The sequence below is a fragment of the Aneurinibacillus sp. REN35 genome (genome assembly GCF_041379945.2).
Taxonomy (GTDB): Bacteria; Bacillota; Bacilli; order Aneurinibacillales; family Aneurinibacillaceae; genus Aneurinibacillus.
The window spans coordinates 142,654-163,267 of the sequence record NZ_JBFTXJ020000008.1 but is presented as its reverse complement, the minus strand read 5'-3'; the positions used below and the strand labels follow the sequence as shown (position 1 = coordinate 163,267).

At 47.5% G+C, this 20,614-nt stretch carries 24 protein-coding genes, 1 riboswitch and 1 other annotated feature; of the genes, 15 read left to right on the top strand and 9 right to left on the bottom strand.

Annotated features, from left to right (window positions below):
* Nucleotides 1-44 precede the first annotated feature (44 nt).
* Nucleotides 45-440: a hypothetical protein gene (locus AB3351_RS15885; protein WP_371148130.1), complete on the top strand. Its 396-nt coding sequence runs from the start codon at nt 45-47 to the stop codon at nt 438-440.
* A gap of 49 nt (nt 441-489) precedes the next feature.
* On the opposite strand, the gene AB3351_RS15880 is transcribed toward AB3351_RS15885, so the two are convergent.
* Together AB3351_RS15880 and AB3351_RS15875 are read right to left on the bottom strand one after the other, a co-directional pair.
* Nucleotides 490-870 (bottom strand): cupredoxin domain-containing protein, encoded by a 381-nt coding sequence (locus AB3351_RS15880; RefSeq protein ID WP_371148129.1) that lies wholly within the window; start codon nt 868-870, stop codon nt 490-492.
* Nucleotides 867-2,072, bottom strand: coding sequence for a carboxypeptidase-like regulatory domain-containing protein (locus AB3351_RS15875; RefSeq protein WP_371148128.1), 1,206 nt, complete (start codon nt 2,070-2,072; stop codon nt 867-869). The genes AB3351_RS15880 and AB3351_RS15875 overlap by 4 nt, the downstream gene beginning before the upstream one ends.
* 119 nt (nt 2,073-2,191) lie before the next feature.
* Between AB3351_RS15875 and AB3351_RS15870 the strand changes: the two genes are divergently transcribed.
* The gene (locus tag AB3351_RS15870; protein ID WP_371148127.1) at nt 2,192-2,740 is read left to right on the top strand and encodes a GNAT family N-acetyltransferase; all 549 of its coding nucleotides are present in this window, start codon (nt 2,192-2,194) and stop codon (nt 2,738-2,740) included.
* On the opposite strand, the gene AB3351_RS15865 is transcribed toward AB3351_RS15870, so the two are convergent.
* The 7 genes from AB3351_RS15865 to proB all read right to left on the bottom strand — a co-directional run bounded on the left by AB3351_RS15865 (nt 2,737) and on the right by proB (nt 8,093).
* Nucleotides 2,737-3,075 carry a DUF1811 family protein gene (locus AB3351_RS15865; protein ID WP_371148126.1) on the bottom strand — a complete coding sequence of 113 codons (339 nt, stop codon included), beginning with the start codon at nt 3,073-3,075 and terminating at the stop codon, nt 2,737-2,739. The genes AB3351_RS15870 and AB3351_RS15865 overlap by 4 nt on opposite strands.
* Nucleotides 3,076-3,273: 198 nt before the next feature.
* On the bottom strand, nt 3,274-3,618 hold the full coding sequence (locus tag AB3351_RS15860; RefSeq protein ID WP_371148125.1) for a spore coat protein: 345 nt from the start codon (nt 3,616-3,618) through the stop codon (nt 3,274-3,276).
* Nucleotides 3,619-3,632: 14 nt separating this feature from the next.
* Nucleotides 3,633-3,926, bottom strand: a complete 294-nt coding sequence (locus AB3351_RS15855) for a hypothetical protein (protein WP_371148124.1) — start codon at nt 3,924-3,926, stop codon at nt 3,633-3,635.
* A gap of 66 nt (nt 3,927-3,992) precedes the next feature.
* Nucleotides 3,993-4,805: a hypothetical protein gene (locus AB3351_RS15850; RefSeq protein WP_371148123.1), complete on the bottom strand. Its 813-nt coding sequence runs from the start codon at nt 4,803-4,805 to the stop codon at nt 3,993-3,995.
* Nucleotides 4,806-4,838: 33 nt separating this feature from the next.
* On the bottom strand, nt 4,839-5,675 hold the full coding sequence (gene proC, locus AB3351_RS15845) for a pyrroline-5-carboxylate reductase (RefSeq protein ID WP_371148122.1): 837 nt from the start codon (nt 5,673-5,675) through the stop codon (nt 4,839-4,841).
* 13 nt (nt 5,676-5,688) lie between these two features.
* Nucleotides 5,689-6,936, bottom strand: a complete 1,248-nt coding sequence (locus AB3351_RS15840) for a glutamate-5-semialdehyde dehydrogenase (protein WP_371148121.1) — start codon at nt 6,934-6,936, stop codon at nt 5,689-5,691.
* Nucleotides 6,933-8,093 carry a glutamate 5-kinase gene (proB, locus tag AB3351_RS15835; RefSeq protein WP_371148120.1) on the bottom strand — a complete coding sequence of 387 codons (1,161 nt, stop codon included), beginning with the start codon at nt 8,091-8,093 and terminating at the stop codon, nt 6,933-6,935. Before proB ends, AB3351_RS15840 begins: the two co-directional genes overlap by 4 nt.
* Before the next feature lie 72 nt (nt 8,094-8,165).
* Nucleotides 8,166-8,387 (bottom strand) — a binding site (T-box leader).
* A 162-nt stretch (nt 8,388-8,549) separates the two neighbouring features.
* On the opposite strand from proB, the gene AB3351_RS15830 reads away from it, so the two are divergent.
* The 13 genes from AB3351_RS15830 (at nt 8,550) to AB3351_RS15770 (ending at nt 20,604) form a co-directional block, all read left to right on the top strand.
* Nucleotides 8,550-10,157 (top strand): spore germination protein, encoded by a 1,608-nt coding sequence (locus AB3351_RS15830; protein ID WP_371148119.1) that lies wholly within the window; start codon nt 8,550-8,552, stop codon nt 10,155-10,157.
* Nucleotides 10,157-11,383 carry a Ger(x)C family spore germination protein gene (locus tag AB3351_RS15825; RefSeq protein ID WP_371148118.1) on the top strand — a complete coding sequence of 409 codons (1,227 nt, stop codon included), beginning with the start codon at nt 10,157-10,159 and terminating at the stop codon, nt 11,381-11,383. The genes AB3351_RS15830 and AB3351_RS15825 overlap by 1 nt, the downstream gene beginning before the upstream one ends.
* Nucleotides 11,380-11,622: a hypothetical protein gene (locus tag AB3351_RS15820; protein ID WP_371148117.1), complete on the top strand. Its 243-nt coding sequence runs from the start codon at nt 11,380-11,382 to the stop codon at nt 11,620-11,622. Before AB3351_RS15825 ends, AB3351_RS15820 begins: the two co-directional genes overlap by 4 nt.
* Nucleotides 11,623-11,637: 15 nt before the next feature.
* Complete coding sequence (locus AB3351_RS15815; protein ID WP_371148116.1) at nt 11,638-12,780, top strand: GerAB/ArcD/ProY family transporter; 1,143 nt, start codon at nt 11,638-11,640, stop codon at nt 12,778-12,780.
* 77 nt (nt 12,781-12,857) lie between these two features.
* Nucleotides 12,858-14,048 (top strand): MFS transporter, encoded by a 1,191-nt coding sequence (locus AB3351_RS15810; protein WP_371148115.1) that lies wholly within the window; start codon nt 12,858-12,860, stop codon nt 14,046-14,048.
* Nucleotides 14,049-14,102: 54 nt separating this feature from the next.
* Nucleotides 14,103-14,852 (top strand): amino acid ABC transporter ATP-binding protein, encoded by a 750-nt coding sequence (locus tag AB3351_RS15805; RefSeq protein WP_371148114.1) that lies wholly within the window; start codon nt 14,103-14,105, stop codon nt 14,850-14,852.
* Nucleotides 14,849-15,640: a DUF2797 domain-containing protein gene (locus AB3351_RS15800; RefSeq protein WP_371148113.1), complete on the top strand. Its 792-nt coding sequence runs from the start codon at nt 14,849-14,851 to the stop codon at nt 15,638-15,640. Before AB3351_RS15805 ends, AB3351_RS15800 begins: the two co-directional genes overlap by 4 nt.
* Nucleotides 15,641-15,721: 81 nt before the next feature.
* Nucleotides 15,722-16,954 (top strand): sensor domain-containing diguanylate cyclase, encoded by a 1,233-nt coding sequence (locus AB3351_RS15795; RefSeq protein WP_371148112.1) that lies wholly within the window; start codon nt 15,722-15,724, stop codon nt 16,952-16,954.
* 49 nt (nt 16,955-17,003) lie between these two features.
* Nucleotides 17,004-17,195, top strand: a riboswitch (cobalamin riboswitch).
* Nucleotides 17,153-17,299, top strand: a complete 147-nt coding sequence (locus AB3351_RS15790; protein WP_371148111.1) for a hypothetical protein — start codon at nt 17,153-17,155, stop codon at nt 17,297-17,299. It overlaps the preceding riboswitch by 43 nt.
* A 23-nt stretch (nt 17,300-17,322) precedes the next feature.
* The gene (locus AB3351_RS15785) at nt 17,323-18,276 is read left to right on the top strand and encodes an ABC transporter substrate-binding protein (protein WP_371148110.1); all 954 of its coding nucleotides are present in this window, start codon (nt 17,323-17,325) and stop codon (nt 18,274-18,276) included.
* Nucleotides 18,277-18,279: 3 nt separating this feature from the next.
* Nucleotides 18,280-19,341: a FecCD family ABC transporter permease gene (locus tag AB3351_RS15780; RefSeq protein ID WP_371148109.1), complete on the top strand. Its 1,062-nt coding sequence runs from the start codon at nt 18,280-18,282 to the stop codon at nt 19,339-19,341.
* Nucleotides 19,342-19,385: 44 nt separating this feature from the next.
* The gene (locus AB3351_RS15775) at nt 19,386-20,162 is read left to right on the top strand and encodes an ABC transporter ATP-binding protein (protein WP_371148108.1); all 777 of its coding nucleotides are present in this window, start codon (nt 19,386-19,388) and stop codon (nt 20,160-20,162) included.
* Between the two features lie 82 nt (nt 20,163-20,244).
* The gene (locus tag AB3351_RS15770) at nt 20,245-20,604 is read left to right on the top strand and encodes an arsenate reductase family protein (RefSeq protein WP_371148107.1); all 360 of its coding nucleotides are present in this window, start codon (nt 20,245-20,247) and stop codon (nt 20,602-20,604) included.
* Nucleotides 20,605-20,614 lie beyond the last annotated feature (10 nt).

Below are 20,614 nucleotides of genomic sequence, written 5' to 3'. Positions count from 1 at the left end.
TTCGTTTTCTTCATACGCATACACTGATTAAAAAGGTGATGCATGTGACGATAAAACGTTTGCTCGGATTGTTAACAGGAACGGGGAAGCGGAAGCAGGCAGAGGGCTTTAGCGGTGATGTGGGGCGAACATACGGAGCAGTAGAAGAGGACTTCCTTATGATTCAGTATGCGGTTGATCACGGTGATAATCCGTGGCGTCTGCATCCGGTAGAGACGGCGCGGCGCATCGGTATCGAACGGCTCGGATTTGGAGTGGAGGACGTGTTCCGCTTTGAGAGCCAATATCTTGATTATGATTCAGGATTACACCGTGCTTCGATCAAAGCTCAACATGGAGGTGCTTTCTTTCTTGTTGAATTGTATCAGCCTGTGCGTCAAGGAGCGACCGGGATATGGGCCGTTGCAGGTGTGAAGCCATTGGATGGTAACGAGATATAAACAAATACAGGAAAAGGGATAGTGCAGCATATAGCCGCTTATCCCTTTTTTACTGTACATATAATACTCCTTCATACGCTGGCTCCGGCACCCCCGGGGTATCTGATATGAAGCGAAATGTTCCCTTTCGATGAGGCACAAAGCGTATGTGAGTACTTTCGCCCTTTCGCAAATCAGAAGAAAAAATTCGGTATGCTTCTAAGACAAAATTATGCGCTGCTCCATCCTCGTTACGAACAACGAGGGAGAGGATTTCACCATGTTTACACGTAATATGCTGTGGAATAAAGCCGTGATGGTTAATGATGACCGTCTGTACATTCCCTGCTTTGGTGGTGCGTGCTAGGTCATGCCGCTGATTGAAGAGAAATACGGCAACGTTTAGAATAATAAGCAAAATGAAGAGGATGAGTTTTAGTTTTTGGCTCATCGATCAGGGCTCTCCGGTCCTGCGCCAGGCTGTGAGTGGCTGCGGAATTGTTCGGATAGTTCGACGCTGAATAGATGGTGCGTCGGATGATGATAGATGTAGGGCTCTATGCGCTGCTGATCTGCAGGAAGCGGGTAGATCGATATTTCTGGTGTCGTCGTCGTACCCTCATTCATCTGAATATTATAGTGTATCGTATCACGGTACCCGTTTTTATAGACAAGGAGTGTCAGTTGTCCATGCAGCCGGGCTAAGGTATCTGGTAGATGAGAGGAATGAATAATCGGTGCTGGAGAGGCCGGAGTATACCCTCGGCTATCGGTTTTACTACGATAGCCATTCTCCGCGATGACGACTTCTGCGCCCGGGATCGGCTTTTTGCTCCAAGCATCAATGACGCGTACTTGCATCTGCGCCCATCGATCCCATTTGTTATGTCCGGGAATATTTGCTCCGGGTTTGACATCGGGCTGCATGGCAAGCGGATCGCTGCTCTGGCGGTGAAAGGTTTCGTATCGGTATTCGGGGAGCACCGCTTTTTCCTTTTCTTTCGTTTTACTGTGTAGTAGTGCGAGTTTTTTTCCTTCATAATAATATTGAAGGATTTCGAGCATATTTTTATTCTGTTTAGAAGCCAAATACTGGCTGCCATGCTGTGCCATTTTTTGTGCGCGGCGATACGGACTGTTGGGCGAGTTCGGATAACCGGCTCGATAATTCATCTCGAAAATCGTGTCGTCTGGCTTTACAAAAGCCAGATCCCTTACCTCCTCAATAGCGGCATTCGTTCGGGGCATGCTTGTGCCTTCACGGTATAGCTGAAAATTTATCGTATTATCTACGGCGAATTGGTGGTTGTCGATTGTTACAGGATGCAGGGCATGATACCAGGTGAACATTTTAGCTGCCAATGCGCCTGCTTTTAACGCTTCTGCCTCCCAACTGGGAAGCCATTCGTTAGGCAGAACATTACGGATGTATTCATTAAAAGGAACTTGGCGTACATATAGAATACGTCCGCGCGGATTGGGCTCTCCACCGGGTGTACTTTCACGGATGGCGACAAGGATTGTATCCGGCGGTGGTGTGAGGCCCGCTTTTGCTTCTGTTTGTGCCTGAACATGTGTATCCGCCAGCATAAGCTGGGCGATAAGACAGAAGGCAAGCAGTACGCAGACAATGGGGAAGGTGCATCTGCGCATAAGATTCCTCCTTCATATGGGATTGATGATTATTGATAGTATGGGGAGAATAGACGGATTTGTATCGTGTAATAATTGGCAAGAGCTAACGTGCTCAACTGCACAGGGAGGATAAAACGATGGCTTTATATATAAATGATAGTCTAGCGTTATGGGAAGTGGAGTTGAGAGATGCACCCGCACTGTATGCACTGATTGATAAGAATCGTAGGCACCTGCGTGGCTTTATGGGATGGGTGGATGCAAATCAAAGCGTAGCGGATGTGGAGTTGTTTATTAACGCGAGTATACAGCGCCGCCTTGTACAGAATGGTGTGGATTACACGGTGCGCTATAACGGATCGATCCTTGGCATTATTGGGCTGCATTATATAGATTGGATCAATCATCGTACAAGCATTGGATATTGGATGAGTGAAGAGGCCCAGGGGAGGGGCATTATGACAGCGGCTGTCCATCGGTTAATTGCTTATGCGCTCGATGAGATGGGATTGAACCGGATCGAGATTCATTGTGCCGTACAGAATGAAAAAAGCCGCGCCATACCGGAGCGGCTTGGGTTTACTCAAGAGGGGCGGATTCGTCAGGGAGAATGGCTGTATGATCATTATGTCGATCACATTATATACGGCCTGCTAAAAAGCGAATGGCGTATGCGGCGGAGTTAACTACCGCAGCCGCAGCCGGAACCGCATGATGGTCCCATATCTTCAAGCCGTCCGATCGGAAACGCTTTTTCTTCCATTGAGGAACGAAAATGTCCCCATGCCATGATTCCATTCAAGTAACGGACGAAGAAGGGCTCTTCGTAGCCGACCACACCATATTCTTGTCCGCTCATGAAATCATCGCTATCAAGCAAGTAGGAGCGGGCCATGAAGAATTTCGATTCTAGAATAGAGGCTTCTGAGATGTAGCCTGCCTGGTATTTGCGCATGCTCTCCCCGCGCAGCCGCTGCATCTCGGCTTGAAGCTCTTCTCGTGACATATCGCTGTATCGCATAGTGAATGGCCTTCTTTCTAAGAAAATAAAAGTGCATAGGAATAGGAGAACATCGACGCTGTCCTGCTCCCTTCCCAGTATAACATAACTATTGATGGCCACCCGATGCGATTCAGCACATCAGCATTTGAATGTGAGAGCTTGAGGGGTTAAAGGAGAAAAGACAGAGGCGCAGTGGGCCGCCTCTGTCTTTTCTTTTTATTGCATATGTCCTGAATAGGGAAACTGGGACGTGTAACCGCTGAATTGCTGGTAGGTCTGGTCTAATTTCTGCTGATCTTCTGCTTCAAGTGTATACCAGCCTTTTTGAAACATCAGATTAAAGATATCGCGGGCGCATTGCTGCGTTTCGGTTAGACAGGTCATGGTATCACGGTGCAGTGATTCGTGACTTGCTTCGCGTGTCGCAATATTAAATCCATCTGTCAGATATTTCTCTGTAGCAAGAATGTCGTTTAGGCGGTCACGATCAGTCATTTGCGGCGTCTGTTGTGCCTGCTGCTCAGCAGGCGAGGTCGGATTGGCAATTTTGTTGTTTGGCATGGGAAGACTCCTCCTTATTGTGCCGACATACCGGCAGGCATGGTGCTGATCGCAGAAGTGTTGTTGTTTTGGCAGTGCTGAAGCAGCAGGTTATATTGGCGCTGATGCATTTGTCCGGTTCGTTCGATCAACTGCTTTACTTGGGGGTCTGTGCATTCTTGCGCATAGTGGCTGCATTTTTTCATGGCTACAAGCAGCCAGCTCATCTGGTCTTTGACGTAAGCGGTGTCTTTTGTAGTCATCACCGTTGGAGGTGTGGTCATGATTGCCTGCTGTGCTTGCGGCTGGCCCGTCATTTGCTGTTGCATTAAGGATATCTCCCTTCGTAGGTGGAATAGGTACACGAATATTTTGCACAAAAAAAGCCGACGCATTCAGGCGTCGGCTATCATCAGTTTTCCAATATGAACGTGGATGCTGTGGAGCTCAATGTTGAGGTGTTGGACGTAGGAAGCGTATACGCGTCGGCGAACTTCCTGCGCGAGCTGCGGCAGCGACGTTCCACGGGGTACGCGTAAATGCACTTCGCATGAAATCGAGGGGAGATCGTTTAAGGTAATGTTGATTTTTGTTACGTTTTCTATTTCATCCATTTTCTCCAGACTTAAAACAACCAGTTTGCGCAGTACATGTTCGGTGACATGCATGCGTCCGCCTCCGAAATCAGGCTGTACGATAGTAGTCTCACCAATCATTTCTCTTTTGGAAGAGAAAATTTTCTTGCCGCGGGCGATCAGACGACGAAAGAAATCCTGTTCCACCTGAATATGGGGAATCGGAATGACATGCTGACCTGCTGTGCGTCGGGTATAGAGAGCGGCTTTAATTTCACTTGATGAACGGATATCTTCGATGTTGATGTAGGTCGAGATAGGGGCAACCTTTAGTGCCGCCGCAATACGATCCACCATTTTACGTGAGGTGCCAAGAAGAAGAATCCGTTCAATATTAAATTCTTTCATAGCCTGCTGTATTTCTTTTGCATGATCGTCATAAAAGAAGATGGCCCGCTTTACGGCCTGCACGGTTGTACGTTCATACTTAGCAGACGTACCGGCCACCCTGCGCCCCTTATAGATCAGTAGACCGTCATCGATAATTGCATTGATTTTATGTTTGTGCGCAAGCTCGAGTGCGCTTGTACTCTTCCCTGTGCCGCTTGGGCCGTACAGTGCAAAAACGTCCATATCCTGTCTCCTTTGCCGGGTTTGAAGCAGCGACTAGGAGGTAGAAACCGACTGTTTTCCCATCTCTTCCGAACGTGCGACAGCCTGTTTAATACAGGCAAGCATAGCTTCTTGGAAGCCGCGTTCCTCAAGGACGCCGATTCCTGCTGCTGTCGTACCGCCTGGACTGGTCACCTGCTTGCGCAGTACCGCTGGTTCTTCCCCGCGGTCGCGCAGCATGTGCGCCGCTCCGATAATGGTTTGCAAAATAAGGCGGCGTGCTACATCGCCCTCAAGTCCGATTTCTTGTCCTGCCTGCTCCATTGCTTCTACCAAATAGTATACATAAGCAGGGCCGCTTCCGGAAAGCCCTGTTACAGCGTGCAGGGCTTCTTCCTGCACGGTTTCTACAATTCCGATGGCTTTAAAAATATTCAGGGCTATTTCCATATCCGTATCGGACGCATGAGCCCCCGGCGCGAGTGCTGTGGCCGACATGCCTACAGCAGCGGATGTATTCGGCATGGTGCGAATCACAGCCGCCTGATGACCAAGGAGGCTGGTAATATAATCCGTAGATGTACCGGCCAGAACGGAGATGAAGAGCTGGCGCGGTGTGGTTAGTGGGCGGATATTTGCAATTGCGCTTGCCACGTCTTTAGGCTTAATGGCCAGCACAACAATGTCTGCTGTAGCGATGGCCTCTTCTTTAGTAGGTGTAGCGATCCCGTAGCGGGAGACGAGTTCTTCGATTCGGGCGCGATTGCCGCGATTGATCGCATACACTTGTTCTGCAGGCAGCAGTTTCTTGTCAACAAGGCCGGAGATCATCGCTTCTGCCATAGATCCGGCACCAAGAAAACAGATCGTCTTATCTTTTAGGATGGACATATTTTTCTCCCCTTTATCTGATTTGCCCTGTACCGTAGATGACGTATTTAGAAGAGGTAAGAGACGGCAAGCCCATTGGGCCGCGCGCATGCAATTTCTGTGTGCTAATGCCGATTTCAGCTCCAAATCCAAATTCCGCTCCATCGGTAAAACGAGTGGACGCATTATGATAGACTGCCGCGGAGTCAACACGTATCTGAAAGCTGCGTGCATTGTTCTCTGATTCGGTAATAATGGCTTCCGAATGCTTCGTGCTATATTGATTAATATGATCAATCGCCTGTTCAAGTGAATCGACCACAGCTACCGCGATCGTATAATCGAGGTATTCTGTACTCCAATCTTCTTCGGTAGCAGGGATGATCTCTAGATCTCCGGCTAGCTTGCATGTGCGTTCACACCCGCGAAGTTCCACGTTTTTCTCTTTCAATGCGCTAAGCAGAGAAGAGAGGTACTTGGCTGCCCATGCTTCATGTACGAGTAGTTTTTCAGCGGCATTACAGACGGCCGGACGGTGTGTTTTTGCATTGACGACGATTTGCTCAGCCATATCCGGCTGGGCGGATTCATCGACATAGACATGGCAATTCCCTGCTCCTGTTTCAAGTACCGGGACGGATGCATTATCCACCACAGACCGGATCAACCCGGCTCCGCCTCGCGGAATGAGGACGTCGAGATATTCATTCAATTTCAGCATCGCATTGACTTCATCGCGCGACCCTTCTTCAAGGAGCTGCACGGCTTCTTCTGTGATCTTTGTTGTGCGCAGCGCCTCGCGCAATACTTTGACAAGCTTCTGATTGGAGTGAAGGGCAGAAGAACTTCCACGCAGCACAACGGCATTGCCGGCTTTCAAACAGAGACCCGTTGCATCGACCGTAACGTTCGGGCGCGCTTCATAAATCATGCCAATGACACCAAGTGGAACACGCACTTTCGTAATATGAAGACCATTTGGGCGATCCCATGCTTCGAGCACTTCGCCGATTGGATCTTCAAGGTGAACGACGTCGCGCAGTCCCTGTGCCATGTCACGAATGCGTGATTCTGAAAGCGCAAGGCGATCAATCAATGCATCGGTAACCCCTGCTTTTTTTGCTGCTTCCACATCTTTTTGATTGGATTTGAGAATGTCTGCAATGTTATCCTCAAGCGCATCCGCCATCACGCGCAGCGCTTCGTTCTTTTCCTCGGTCGTCAGCGTCACCATCTGTGCCGCCGCTTTTTTAGCTGCTGCTGCTTTATCTAGTAAAGTCATTGCATAATCTCCTCCTTATATTTTTGTTTCGCTGTATCTTCAATATACAATGTTACCCAATTGTCACGGTGCACGACCTCTACCCGGTGGATACCGAGCTTCTCTTTAGAGAATGTGGTCGATTCTCCTTTTACCTGTTCTAATTGCTCAGCGGAATAATTGACTTCGCCTTTACCTAAGAGATTGCCCTGTGTATCCACGATCTTTACAACCTGCCCGCAGGTGAATTCTCCTGTGACAGCCGTAATGCCTGACGGAAGGAGACTTTTGCCTTCATAGAGCAGCGCTTGTGCTGCCCCTTGATCGACTTCGATTTTTCCGTCGCTTTCCGCATGGAAGGCAATCCATTGTTTATGAGACTTAAGAGGCGCCTTCATCTGATTGCGGAAATATGTTCCTTCCCCCTTGCCCGTAAGAATATCCAACAGTTTATCAGCTCCAGTGCCGGTTCCGATGAAAATATCGATGCCGAGCGAGAGAGCGAATTTGGCTGCATGAATCTTCGAGCGCATTCCGCCAGTGCCGACGCTGCTTCCGGCATCCCCTGCCAACGCCTCGATTTCCGGGGTGATGTCTTCGATCAGCGTGAACTTTTTCGCATGTGGATTGGTACGTGGATCAGCATCATACAGCCCATCTGTATCCGTTAGGATAATCAGATCATCAGCGCGTAAGAATCCCGCCACCAGGGCGGACAGCATATCATTGTCGCCGAATGTCAGCTCATCAACGGCTACGCAGTCATTTTCATTAATAATAGGAATCGTCCCACGCTTCAGCAATTCATTAAGTGCGCGTTGAGCATTGTGGTAGCGATTGCGCTTGGAGAAATCATCACGTGTAAGCAGAATTTGCGCTCCGTTTAGCTGCTGTGCACGCAGTGCATCATTATAAGCCTGGATTAACAACCCTTGCCCAACAGCTGCGGCCGCTTGCTTTCCTTCGAGCGTAACGGGGCGGGATGGATACCCAAGTGTCGTAAATCCGGCTGCTACGGCGCCTGAGGATACGAGGATCACTTCGTGTCCCGCTTTTTTTAGCGCAGCAAGCGCAGCCACATGCTCTTCAAGCTTTTCACGGGACAGTCCTCCCGTCGGATTGGTTAACGAACTACTGCCGATTTTCACCACGATTCGGTGTTTTCTTTTGGTATCCATCTTATTAAACCACCTCTGCTCCTTTGGTATTGTTGTTGATCTTCTAAATAAAAAAAGCTTCTCATCCATAATAAAAAGGACGAAAAGCTTAGCTTCCGCGGTACCACCTTTGTTGACATGAGCATACATGCACATGTCCGCTTGGCCTCATTGATAACAGGGAGAGGACCCTGGCCAGGTTCATCCCTGGCGCTCCGAGGCGGGTTCCGACAAACCATGCGGCAAATCTCACAGCAAATGATTTGCTCTCTGAACGCAGGCTCCTGCCGTACTGGTCCTCATCAACACATTACGTATTATAACGGCTTCAAACTTGAATCTTATTATGAAGAACCTTTACACATTTGTCAATGAATGTGCAAAAAGTTGCAGGTTGTATATTTTACCTATTCCTGCACAACCTAAAAAAGCTATCGACGTGGTGCGTGTCATTCATACATAAAGCGGGTGATAAAAATGGGAGAATTTAAAAAACCAAAGCGTCCAAAAGCAATGCATGAAACCGAACAGGAACAAGATAACAGCAATGAAAATGCTATTGATAGCAGGCCCCTTGAAGAGATTGGTATTGATCCACTAACGGCTGTCAATGTCGCGCGTGTAACAGAGTTATTCAAAGATGTCGACGTATTTGTTTCCCATCGCCTCACGTTTCCACATGCCAAAACAGAGGAAGAAGGACGATTGCCAGAAGGAGCGGTTCTTTTTCTTGATGATTTAGTAAACGAGACGATCGTTGACCTCCATGTCATTCATCCGCTTTTGCAGATGGGGCCGGAATCGTTTTTTGGCCATGTGGAAGATCAGGTCATTACAGCACAAAAGATGATGCCTGTTCATGATTTGAAGAAGCTGGTGGAGATGATAACGGCTGGCTGTTCGATCGTTTTTGTTGATCATATGGAATATGCCATTGCTGTTGTAACACCTGGTTATCCGTCACGCTCTATTTCGGAGCCGGAAGCGGAGCCGTTGGTGCGTGGGCCAAGGGAAGGCTTTACAGAGAAGCTGCAAAATAACACGGCACTCATTAGAAAACGCATGCGTACGCCGGATTTGAAATCAGAGATGATCAAGTTGGGCAAGCGCAGTCAGACTATGGTTGTCTTCATGTATATTCGTGATTTGGTGGAAGAAGATGTACTGAACTCGGTTCGCAAACGTCTTGAGATGGTTGACATTGATGTATTGCTTGAGAGTGCGCAGTTAGAAGAACTGATTGAGGATAGTGTCTATTCTCCATTTCCGCAAATTATCTCAACGGAACGCGCGGATAAGGTCGCATCGGCACTTTCTGAAGGAAGGGTAGCGATTATTATTGACGGAACTCCCTTTGTGCTGATCGTTCCTTCCGTCTTCTACGATTTTATGCAGGCGAGCGAAGATTATTATCAACGCTTCTATTTTTCAACAGCGATCCGTATTTTGCGTACCTTAACCTTTCTGATTGCACTGCTTGGACCTGCCTTTTATATCGCAGTAACTACATTCCATCAGGAACTTATACCGACACCGCTCCTGTTAACCGTTATTTCAGCTCGTGCCGGTGTGCCGTTTCCTGCATTGATTGAAGCGCTGATTATGGAAGTGTCATTTGAAGTGCTGCGGGAAGCCGGCGTACGGCTTCCACGTCCGGTAGGTTCTGCGGTTAGTATCGTTGGTGCGCTTGTTGTGGGACAGGCAGCGGTAGAGGCCGGGATTATCTCGCAGGCGATGGTTATTGTTGTGGCATTCACAGGGATTGCCTCCTTTACCATACCGGCGTTTAATCTATCGATGACGACGCGCTTGCTGCGCTTCCCTATGATGCTGATTGCAGCGAGTCTTGGATTGTTCGGTATTGCCATTGCGCTGGTCGCACTCGGTATCCACATGTGTGGACTGCGTACATTCGGTGTTCCTTACATGTCTCCAATTGCACCGATGCATCTGCGCACATGGGGCAGTGAAATTTTTGTGCTGCCGTATCCGCTGCGCAAATGGCGGCAGGATTATATCCAGAAAAAAGATGTAAGGCGTTCAGATGTTCCGGCGAATCCACCTCATAAAGGGGAGGGGGGATAATGATGCAGAAGAAGCGTTACATATTTGCCCTGTTGTTCCTTCTGTTACTCCCCGTTCTACAGGGCTGTGCTACGGCCGAGGGCGGCATTGCCATTCGTGAATTGAATCAATTGAATGTAGTTATGATCACGGGTGTAGATTACGACCCCAAGCATAAGAAGTTCATTCTATCTATTCAGTCCGTTAAGCCTGCAAAAGAAAAGAATGCGGCGATATCACGGGAGGTAGTCTATACGACACGGGCGACGGGGGACACTTTGATGGAAGCGACAAAAAACATGCGCGCCCAGACATCCGGTAAGCTCATCTGGTTCCATAGTAAGGTCATCATTTTCGGCAGAACCTTAACACAGCAGAAAGTATTAAATGAAGCTGTCGATTTCTTTGCCCGCAATCGCGAAATTCGCTTTTCCAGTTGGGTGCTTATCGCTAAAAATACAGCGGAAGAGATTGTTACCGCGCAGCCTACCGGAGAAGTGACCATGGGAGATGAGCTTAGTGGCATTATTAACAACCAGTCCGAATGGGGGCGCACGGTCATTGTGAGTCTGCGGGATTTAATCAATTCGTATGCCAATCCGTATGAAGGTTTTGTTACCGGACAGGTAAGTAAGGTGAAGGGAAAAGATAAGAAAGAGCAGATTATCATTACGGATGGAGTTATAGTTAATTCATCGAGCCCGAATCAAAATCCGTATGTGACGCTGCTTCCGAAGAAGGAAGTTCGTTCGTTTCGCTTACTTCAAAGGATCAATCAACAAGACCCGGAAGTCATCTATTCAATCTCGCTTACGAAAGAAAAAGGTGAGAAGGAGAAAAAATTTAATACGGCAATGCAATTGAAGGTGAAGAGCCGTAAGCAGAGTTCAGTAATAGAGAATGGCAAGCCAAGAATTAAGGTGGATCTTACCCTTGAAGGCACCGTACTTGAGACAGGGACACAGCTTGATCTTACCAAAAGAGAGACGATGCAGCATTTAGAGAACATCATCGAGCGCAAAATGAAACAGGACATGCGAATTTTATTAGATAGAATTCAGAAGAAAGATAAGGTCGATATCTTTAATTTCGCTTCGCTTATTCACCGTCAGCACAAGCAGTATTGGTATAAGAATAAGAATCAGTGGAAAGACATCTATCCTACGATTCCTATTGATATTCACATCCATTGGAGCACATTACGTAATGGAATGATTAGTCAGATGAAAGCGGGTGAAACCAAATGATAATTACCCTGCTTTTTGTCCTGTTTTTTGTGTATGTGATTTTGCGCGTATGGCTGTTTGGCAAAAATAAAGAATGGCGGGATTTAACGGTATTCGTAGTTATCAGTGCGCTGGCGTACTTCGTCATTATCATGCCTACCTTCGGATGGGAGACAGGGACGCTATTGTACGGTGAACATAAAATGATAGCGCCAATCGCCCGCAGGTTATTGCAGACAGTCTTTGGTGTGAGCATATGAACAGGAGGTGATTTGATGTATGAGAAGGGAAGAATCTCAGCCGGACAGCTTTTTATTCTGATGCTGATGTATCTTACCGCGACCTCAAGCAATACGAATTATGATTTTATCTATGGTGGACAAGATGGGGCGATCGCCAATTTAATCGCCATCCCGCTTGGGATTTTTACGATGTATCTACTTTTTCAGTTGCAGAGGCGTCATCCGGAAAAGACATTGTTCGAGTATGCCGAGGCTATTCTTGGTACATGGCTAGGCAAGCTAATCACTTTGTTATATATTTTGTTCACGCTTGAGGTGGCCGTTGTTTTTGCCAGAGGCTTTGGTGAATTTATCGTATCTGTACTAACACCTGAGTTATCACCAAACGTATACGTTATGGGGATGGTATTGGTAGCTGCGTACGCCGTATACAGGGGGTTGGAAGCATTTGCGAGGTTTGCGCAGGTTGCGTTTCCTTTTTATTTCATCCTCCTTGTTTTCATTAACTTTCTGCTTGTAGGAAAATTTCAGCTTGAACAGATTCTGCCGCTTTGGGATCGACCCGCTGGAGAGATTTTGTTTACTTCGTATTTGCAATATGTATTTCCGATTGGAGAAGTGGTTTTTTTCATCGGTATTATTCCATATGTAAAGCGGGGAAAGAATACGGCAAAATGGGCTTACAGTGCAATCGCTGTAAGCGGCCTGTACTTGGCTTATCGTGTACTGGTATCCATTGGTGTTCTGGGCCTTGGAGCGGCTCAAAGCTCCAATTATCCCTATATAGCGGCTATGCGTTTCGTAAAAATCGGAGAGTTTGTGGAACGGATTGATATTTTGTTCTTAGGTATCTACATTATGATTATCTTGCTTGAGTTCATCGTTATTTTCTATACGTTGTCACATGGAGTAGCGCATTTGACTGGAGTCAAAAGCGTAAGTCCACTGGTGATTCCGCTCTGCTTTCTTATTGTAGGATTATCTGGAGGGGTGATACAAGCATCGCTTGATTTTAACCTCTACATTACTCATATCCGAACGATTACTTCTCCTATCTTTGTCCTTATTATTCCGCTGCTTCTCCTGCTGGTTAGCCGCATCCGGTTCGGCAGGATGAAGAAAGAAGCGGCTGAAGAACAAATGAACGGAATTGTGGATGAAAAGGCGTCGAATTAATTTCGTCGCCTTTTTATTTTGTGTGCAGTACAATAGACGTTGGATTGCAGATTTTATGTATGGTAGGGGGAGTGGAGATGACGCGAACCGAATCGTCGAAGTATCAATTTATCATCCTGCTTATGGTTGTAGTCATTGCCGGCATAAGCCAGGGACTGCTGCTTCCGCTGCTTGCCATTCTTTTGGAGAAAGCTGGTGTATCCTCAGACGTCAACGGGCTGAATGCTGCCGCTTTATATATTGGAACGTTCTTGGCCATGCTGATTATTGAAAAACCGGTACAAAAGCTGGGCTACAAACGAATCCTTGTGGGGGGCCTTGTGCTCGTGATTGTAGCAACGCTTTTGTTCCCGTTGTGGCAGAATTTAATTTTCTGGTTTGTGCTTCGCTTTCTGGTTGGTATTGGTGATAGCGCTCTTCATTACACCTCTCAGCTATGGATTACATCCAATAGTCCAGCCGAGAGAAGGGGACGCAATATTTCAATCTATGGTATGTCATATGCGATTGGCTTCAGTATTGGGCCGCTAGGCATTAAGCTGCTTCCATACGGCATATGGGTACCTTTTGTTACGGTCAGTGTGTTGTTTATCCTCGCATTCTTTCTGCTGCTTACGCTGCCGCATGCTTATCCGGAACAAGAAGCAGGTGGGATGGCACCAGCAAAAAAACGCTACGGTACGGCTGTGCAACTTGCCTGGTTTGCCCTTTTTCCTGCCTTTCTGTATGGATACATGGAAGCGTCAATGAATAGCAACTTTCCCGTATACGGGCTGAGGATCGGCATAAGCGAGAGCTGGATAGCGATATTGCTGCCTGCAATCGGGATCGGCAGTTTAATTCTACAGTTTCCGCTCGGGATGTGGAGTGACCGTATTGGACGCAAGCCGGTGCTAATGCTGTCCGGATTCATCGGGGGGCTGGCATTCCTGGCTGTTCCGCTGCTGGGGAACCATGTGTGGGGAGTTCTTATCCTGCTTCTTTTGGCAGGCGGGGTTATCGGCTCGTTCTATTCACTCGGTCTTGCGTATATAGCCGACCTCGTGCCAAAGGCATATCTTCCGGCAGCGAACATTATCGCTTCTATTAACTTTAGTATAGGGAGTATTATCGGTCCGAATTTGAGCGGCTTTGGCATTCAACACATTTCTTTGGGAAGTGCCTTCTATTTTCTTGGTGGTATGTTCCTGTTATTTACTCTAATGGGACTTTTCTTTCAAAGGAAAGAATCGGAGAAGAAAGCGTCACTAATTCATTTTACAAATTAGCGTTTATTCCTTAAAATAAAAAGAATAGTGGGCAGTTGGAAAGGGGACGGAACTGTGATGATTGAGGTTAAAGATCTGCATAAATATTATGGTTCATTGGAAGTGTTGAAGGGCATTGATTGTCTCATCAAAGAAAAAGAGGTTGTCAGTGTCATCGGGCCTTCGGGTTCGGGGAAAAGTACGTTCCTGCGCTGCCTGAACGGACTTGAGGAATTAACAAGCGGCCAGATTATCATCAATGGACACGATCTGTCTGATTCCAAGGTGAATATTAATCAGGTTCGCACGGAAGTAGGCATGGTGTTTCAGCGTTTTAATTTGTTCCCGCACAAGACCGTTGTAGAAAATGTAATGCTGGCTCCGATGAAAGTGTTGAAAGAGAACTCGTCTCAGGCGCGGGAGAAAGCATTGCGTCTTCTTGAAAAGGTAGGCCTGCGCGATAAGGCTGATGTATACCCGGAGAAGCTCTCAGGTGGTCAGATGCAGCGTGTAGCCATTGCGCGTGCGCTTGCCATGAATCCGAAAATTATGTTGTTTGATGAGCCGACATCGGCGCTTGACCCTGAATTGGTCGGCGAAGTGCTTGCTGTTATGAAGGGGCTGGCACAGGAAGGGATGACGATGGTTGTTGTTACCCATGAGATGGGATTTGCCCGCGATGTATGCGATCGGGTTATTTTTATGGATCAGGGCGTAATTATGGAAGAAGGAAAGCCGGAAGAAGTATTTACAAATCCGAAGAATGAGCGGACACGCGAATTTTTGCGTAAAGTTATCGACATTCCGGAGGAAGTACACGAGTGAAGCATTCCGGATTCATTCAGGGATTCGTCCACCGGCACGAAGAACCTGTACAATATAGACTAAAGCTTGATGAAGAGGCGATACCGGTAAATGATTGGATAGGCGATACCGTCCGCATTGCCTCGCTTGGGCGTATGGAGTGTATCCACTGTGGGCGCAACATCAAGAAAACATATAACAGCGGATATTGTTATCCTTGCTTTACCAAGCTTCCGGAAAATGATTTGTGCATTGTGAAGCCGCATGAATGCCATTATCATCTCGGCACATGCCGCGACCCCGAATGGGGAGAAGCCCATTGCATGATTCCGCACTATGTATACCTTGCGCTTAGCAGCGGTGTAAAAGTAGGGCTCACTCGCAAGAATAATGAGAAGAAGCGATGGGTGGATCAGGGTGCGATTCGCGCCATTCCAATCGCCGAAGTACCGACACGCAGGATGGCAGGAGAGCTTGAGGTATATTTAACACAATATGTAGCGGATAAAACGGACTGGCGTAAAATGCTAAAAGGCGATGTTGAGTTGATCGACCTGCTTGCATTACGTGAAGAGATTTACGAATATTTTCCTGATACGTATAAGCCGTATATTCTGAAGGAAGATGAGTGGGTGGAGTTTGCCTATCCGATTCTTGAGAAGATTGAGAAGGTGAAAGCCTACAATTTGGACAAGCAGCCGGTTATTGAAGATCGCTTAATCGGGATTAAAGGTCAGTACTTAATTTTTGAGAATGGTGTGCTCAATGTCCGTAAGTACTGCGGTTATCAGGTAGAAATCAGTGATTGATCGGAGAGGAAGCAGGAGGTCAGTGAGACCGTCTGCTTTTTTCTTTGCATCTGCCATATGCATGCAAAGGAGGAACGGAATGTGAGTGCAAAAAGTGAGGGATATTCCTCCCCCTATGAAGGGATGCTTACTCGATATGCTATATTGCTGCGTCAGATGAAAGAGACAAAGCTTACATCGGCTGCATTGGACCTTGCGGCCGAAGAAATAGAAGGAATACCGCTGCCGAAGAAGGAAAAAGAGCTTCATCGTACGCTGCTTCAGCAGCTTTCGGAAATAAATGCGAAAGTGGAAAAGCTGCATTGGATGTCTGAACATTTGAAAATTGTGCATGATTTCCAACAGGCGTCTACCCAGACATTTAATAAAGAAAAGATTTATGAACAGGCTTTTGAGCTTGTATCCCGTGTGATGGACACGGATGCCTTTTTTATTGCTTTATATCGAGAAGGCGATGAATACATCCGCATTCCGTTTGCTGTTGACGATGGTGTACGATATGAAGAAGAGATGCGCTTTGGCGAGGGGATTACCTCACAGGTATTGAAGACGAGACGTACTATACATATTTATACAGAAAAAGAATCGTCGGAAAAAACGATTATGCGCTGGGGCAACCCTGCGCAGGACACCAATACATTGATTTTTGTGCCGATGATTCTGCGCGATGAAGTCAAAGGTGTGATTACGGCACAGAGCTACCGGGAATTCGCCTATAAGCAGGAGCATGAAGAACTGTTAGAGATGATCGGTACCCAAATCGCCAGTGCGATAGAGACGGCCGAACTTTATGATCGTGTCTATGAGCTATCGATTAAAGATGAGTTAACAGGTCTGAAGAATCGTCGCGCCTTCCAAATTGATTTGCGCAATCGACTTCATGCTGCTAAGAAGCAGGGTCAGTCACTGGCACTGTTGATGATTGATTCCGACCGACTAAAAGAAGCTAATGATACGTATGGTCACCATGTCGGAGATATGCTGCTGCGTCGCATTGCAGAAAGTATGCAACAGGCGCTCGGACCAGAGGATGAAGCGTATCGGTATGCGGGAGATGAGTTTATTGTCCTCTCGTTCGGTGCAGATAGAGAGGCGGCGGTAGAGAAGGCTATGAATATGCAGAAACACCTGTCTCTTCATCCGATTATCATAGACGGACAGACTCTCACAGCCTCGCTTAGTATCGGAATCGATATATATCCTGACTCGGCATCTACTGAAGAGGAATTGCAGCAGCAAGCCGACTCTGCGCTTTACTTCGCAAAAAAGCAGGGAAGAAATACAATCACCGTATACCAGCGGCCGTTATTCTGAATGCACGTCATTGGATGTTGTAAAATCAAGGCCGTACGCCTATAATTAAAAAATAATAAAGCGAACAGGTCTTCACATGCGAAGATAATAGGGAAGCACGGTGTAAATCCGTCACGGTCCCGCCACTGTAATAGGGGAGTACTTTTGCCTTGCTGTCCACTGCACACTTATCGTGTGTGGGAAGGATGTGAGAGTACGATGAACTTAGAGTCAGGAGACCTGCCTGTTTGCCAAGTCGACCACATGCCTTCGGGGATTAAGGAATGCGGCGGTATTGGACGTACCATCTTTTGTTACGGACACAACATGCCCGCCTTCCTCGCTGAAGCGGGTTTTTTATTTTAGTTCAGAGCATAGGAGTGGGGAGAATGAAACGATACACATCATTGATCTTAGCGGCGCTGCTGCTTGTTTTGCTTGCGGCCTGCGGTAACACTGCGTCTACCCCGTCAGGCGAACAGCAACCTGCCGGTGGGGAAACTGCCCAGGCACCGGGGAAGTTTCCACTTACTATTAAGGATGGTACAGGAACAGAGGTTACGCTTGAGAAGAAGCCTGAGCGCATCGTATCCATTATACCGAGTACGACAGAGATTGCTTACGCAGTGGGTGCAGGCGACAAGGTCGTAGGCGTGTCTAATTATGATAACTATCCTGAGGAAGTAACAAAGAAAGAAAAAGTCGGTGATCTTAAAGTTAATATGGAAAAGGTCGTTTCCCTAGAGCCGGATCTGATTCTTGCGGATACCGGGAATGGGGAAGCGGTTGATGCCTTGCGCAAAACGGGTCTTCCTGTTGTCGTGATGGAAGCAAAAAACTTTGATGAAATTTATACTTCCATTGAGATGATCGGTAAGGCAACCGGCAATGATGCAAAAGCGGCTGATGTAGTGAATAAGATGAAGGCTGATGTAGAAGCTGTGAAAAAGAAAGTAGAGTCCGTAGCCGAAGATAAGCGGCCAAATGTATGGGTTGAAGTTGACCCATCCCTGTTTACAGCGGGTACAGGTACATTTATCCACGATATGATTACGATGTCAGGCGGCAAAAACATTGCCGCAGATTTGGAAGGATGGAAGCAGCTATCCGAAGAAAAGGTATTGCAGCGCAATCCCGATGTCATTTTGAACACATACGGTTACTATGATAAAGAGGGTGCGGAAAAAATTAAGAAGCGTCCAAAATGGCAGCATGTAAAAGCTGTGCAAAATGGTCGGGTGTTCGCTGTTGACTCTGATGTTGTTAATCGTCCGGGACCACGCATTACCGAAGGTCTCAAAGAAATTGCTGCGGAATTGCACCCGGAATTGTTCGGGAAATAAGGAATGATGGGGTTGAAGGAAGAGCAACGAGGATTTGGGAAGAAGCTGGGATTTTGGCTGCTTCCCCTTCTTTTTATACTTGTAGTGATGATTGTGGGCAGTGTTTCGATAGGAAGTGCAGAGCTATCCTTTTATACGGTATGGAAGATCATTCTCTCCCGTTTACCTTTTGTAAGCGGAGTGGAGAAGGAATGGTCACAGGCGGCTGAAGTGATCGTGTGGAATATCCGTATGCCGCGTATTCTGCTGGCCATTCTAGTCGGGGCGGCGTTGGCGCTAGCAGGTGCTGCATATCAGGGAGTGCTGCGCAATCCGCTCGCTGATCCCTATATTCTCGGCGTATCATCCGGCGCTTCACTTGGGGCAGCGTCCTTCATTTTATTTGGACAAGGGCTGGCAATTTTCGGGCAGTGGACGCTGCCGCTCGTAGCCTTTGTGTGCGGGATTGGCACATTATTTATTGTATATCGGCTTGCCTATGTTGCCGGTAAGGTGCAGATTGAGACGCTTCTATTATCTGGGGTCGTAGTACAAGCATTTCTTGGAGCCGGGTTATCTCTTATCATGTCGATATCCGGTGAGAAGATGCAGCGTATTTTGTATTGGCTGATGGGGAGCTTGTCGCTGAGCGATTGGTCTTCCGGCATTGCCATCGCTCCTTATATTCTTGCCGGCGGTGTGCTTATCTTTTTATTTGCAGGCGAGTTGAATCTGCTCGCGCTTGGAGAGCAGAAGGCACACCATCTGGGCATGAATGTGGGACGGACGCGGCTGATTGTTCTGCTAGCGGCCTCACTGACAGCAGGAGCTGCGGTAGCGGTGTCCGGCGTAATTGGCTTCGTTGGATTGATTGTTCCGCATATGATGCGTGCGATTGTGGGTTCCGATCATCGTGTCCTGCTTCCGGTATCGGCTGTCGCAGGAGCGATCCTGTTAATTGCGGCTGATACGCTCGCCCGTACGCTAATGGAGCCGCAGGAGCTGCCAATTGGGGTTATCACTGCCTTTTTGGGCGCACCGTTTTTCGGTTATTTGCTGCGCAAGCGCAGACGGCTGTTTTTTTAAAAAGAGCGTAGAATGATAAAGGATTATGCTGGGGGGCACTCGGATTGATTGAAGTAGCGGACGTATCCTTGCGCATTGGACAACGGCAAATATTATCAGACATCAGATTTCAGGTGCAAAAAGGCGAAACAGTAGGAATTATCGGCCCGAACGGGTCTGGGAAGTCTTCGCTGGTGAAGGTGATCTCCCGTCTTCTAACCCCTGACACCGGAGAGATACAGATTGATCATAAACCACTGGCTTCCTATTCCTCGAAAATGTTGGCCCGCAAGATGGCTGTTGTGAGTCAGGATGGTCTTCTGCCGCTGCCGATTACAGTTGAAGAGGCGGTAGCCATGGGAAGATATCCATATCGGAGTCTTTTTCGGCGCAATGCTGCAGAGGATGAGGCGGCTGTGCAGCATGCCCTCGTGCGGACCGGTTTAGAAGGGATGGCCTGCAGATTATTGGAGCAGCTTAGCGGTGGGGAACGCCAGCGGGTTTCCATTGCTTGTGCCATGGCGCAGGAGCCGGAAATCCTGCTGCTTGATGAACCGACTACGTATCTAGATATCGGATATCAGATTGCGATTCTCAATCTTGTACGCACATGGCGCAAGGAGACGGATGGAACGGCGGTATTGGTCCTGCATGACTTGAATTTGGCGGCGCAGTATTGTGACCGACTGATTTTAATGGGAGAGGGCGCAATCACGCATAGCGGTACCATCCATGAAATTATGGAAGCTAAGACGCTATCAGATGTGTATGGAGTTACCCCTATTATTGTGCCGCATCCGAACTTGCAAATTCCGCAAATTCTTCTTGAGCGATCACTATAAATGCTAGGATTTTATCTCATGGTATGCTCTTTTGCATACCGTTTTTCTTATGCTATTCTATAGAAAAGGAGGATATAGATATATGACAGAGGTGACAGCGTATCTATACAACAAGTGTGGAACATGCCGCAAAGCAAAAAAGTGGCTGGATGAAGAGGGGATTGCTTATCATGAGGTACCGATTGTAGAGCAGCCTCCAACAAAGGAACAGCTTCGTACCTATTGGCAGCAGAGTGGACTTGATCTGAAGAAGTTTTTTAATACAAGCGGTCAATCGTATCGGGAACTTGGCTTAAAGGATCGGCTCAAGGATATGTCAGATGAAGAGATGCTGGACTTGCTTGCTTCAGACGGAAAGTTGATTAAGCGTCCGTTGCTTGTCAATGACAATAAAACAACGGTTGGATTTAAAGAGGAAACGATGGAGAAAACGTGGAAATAGGGGAGAGACT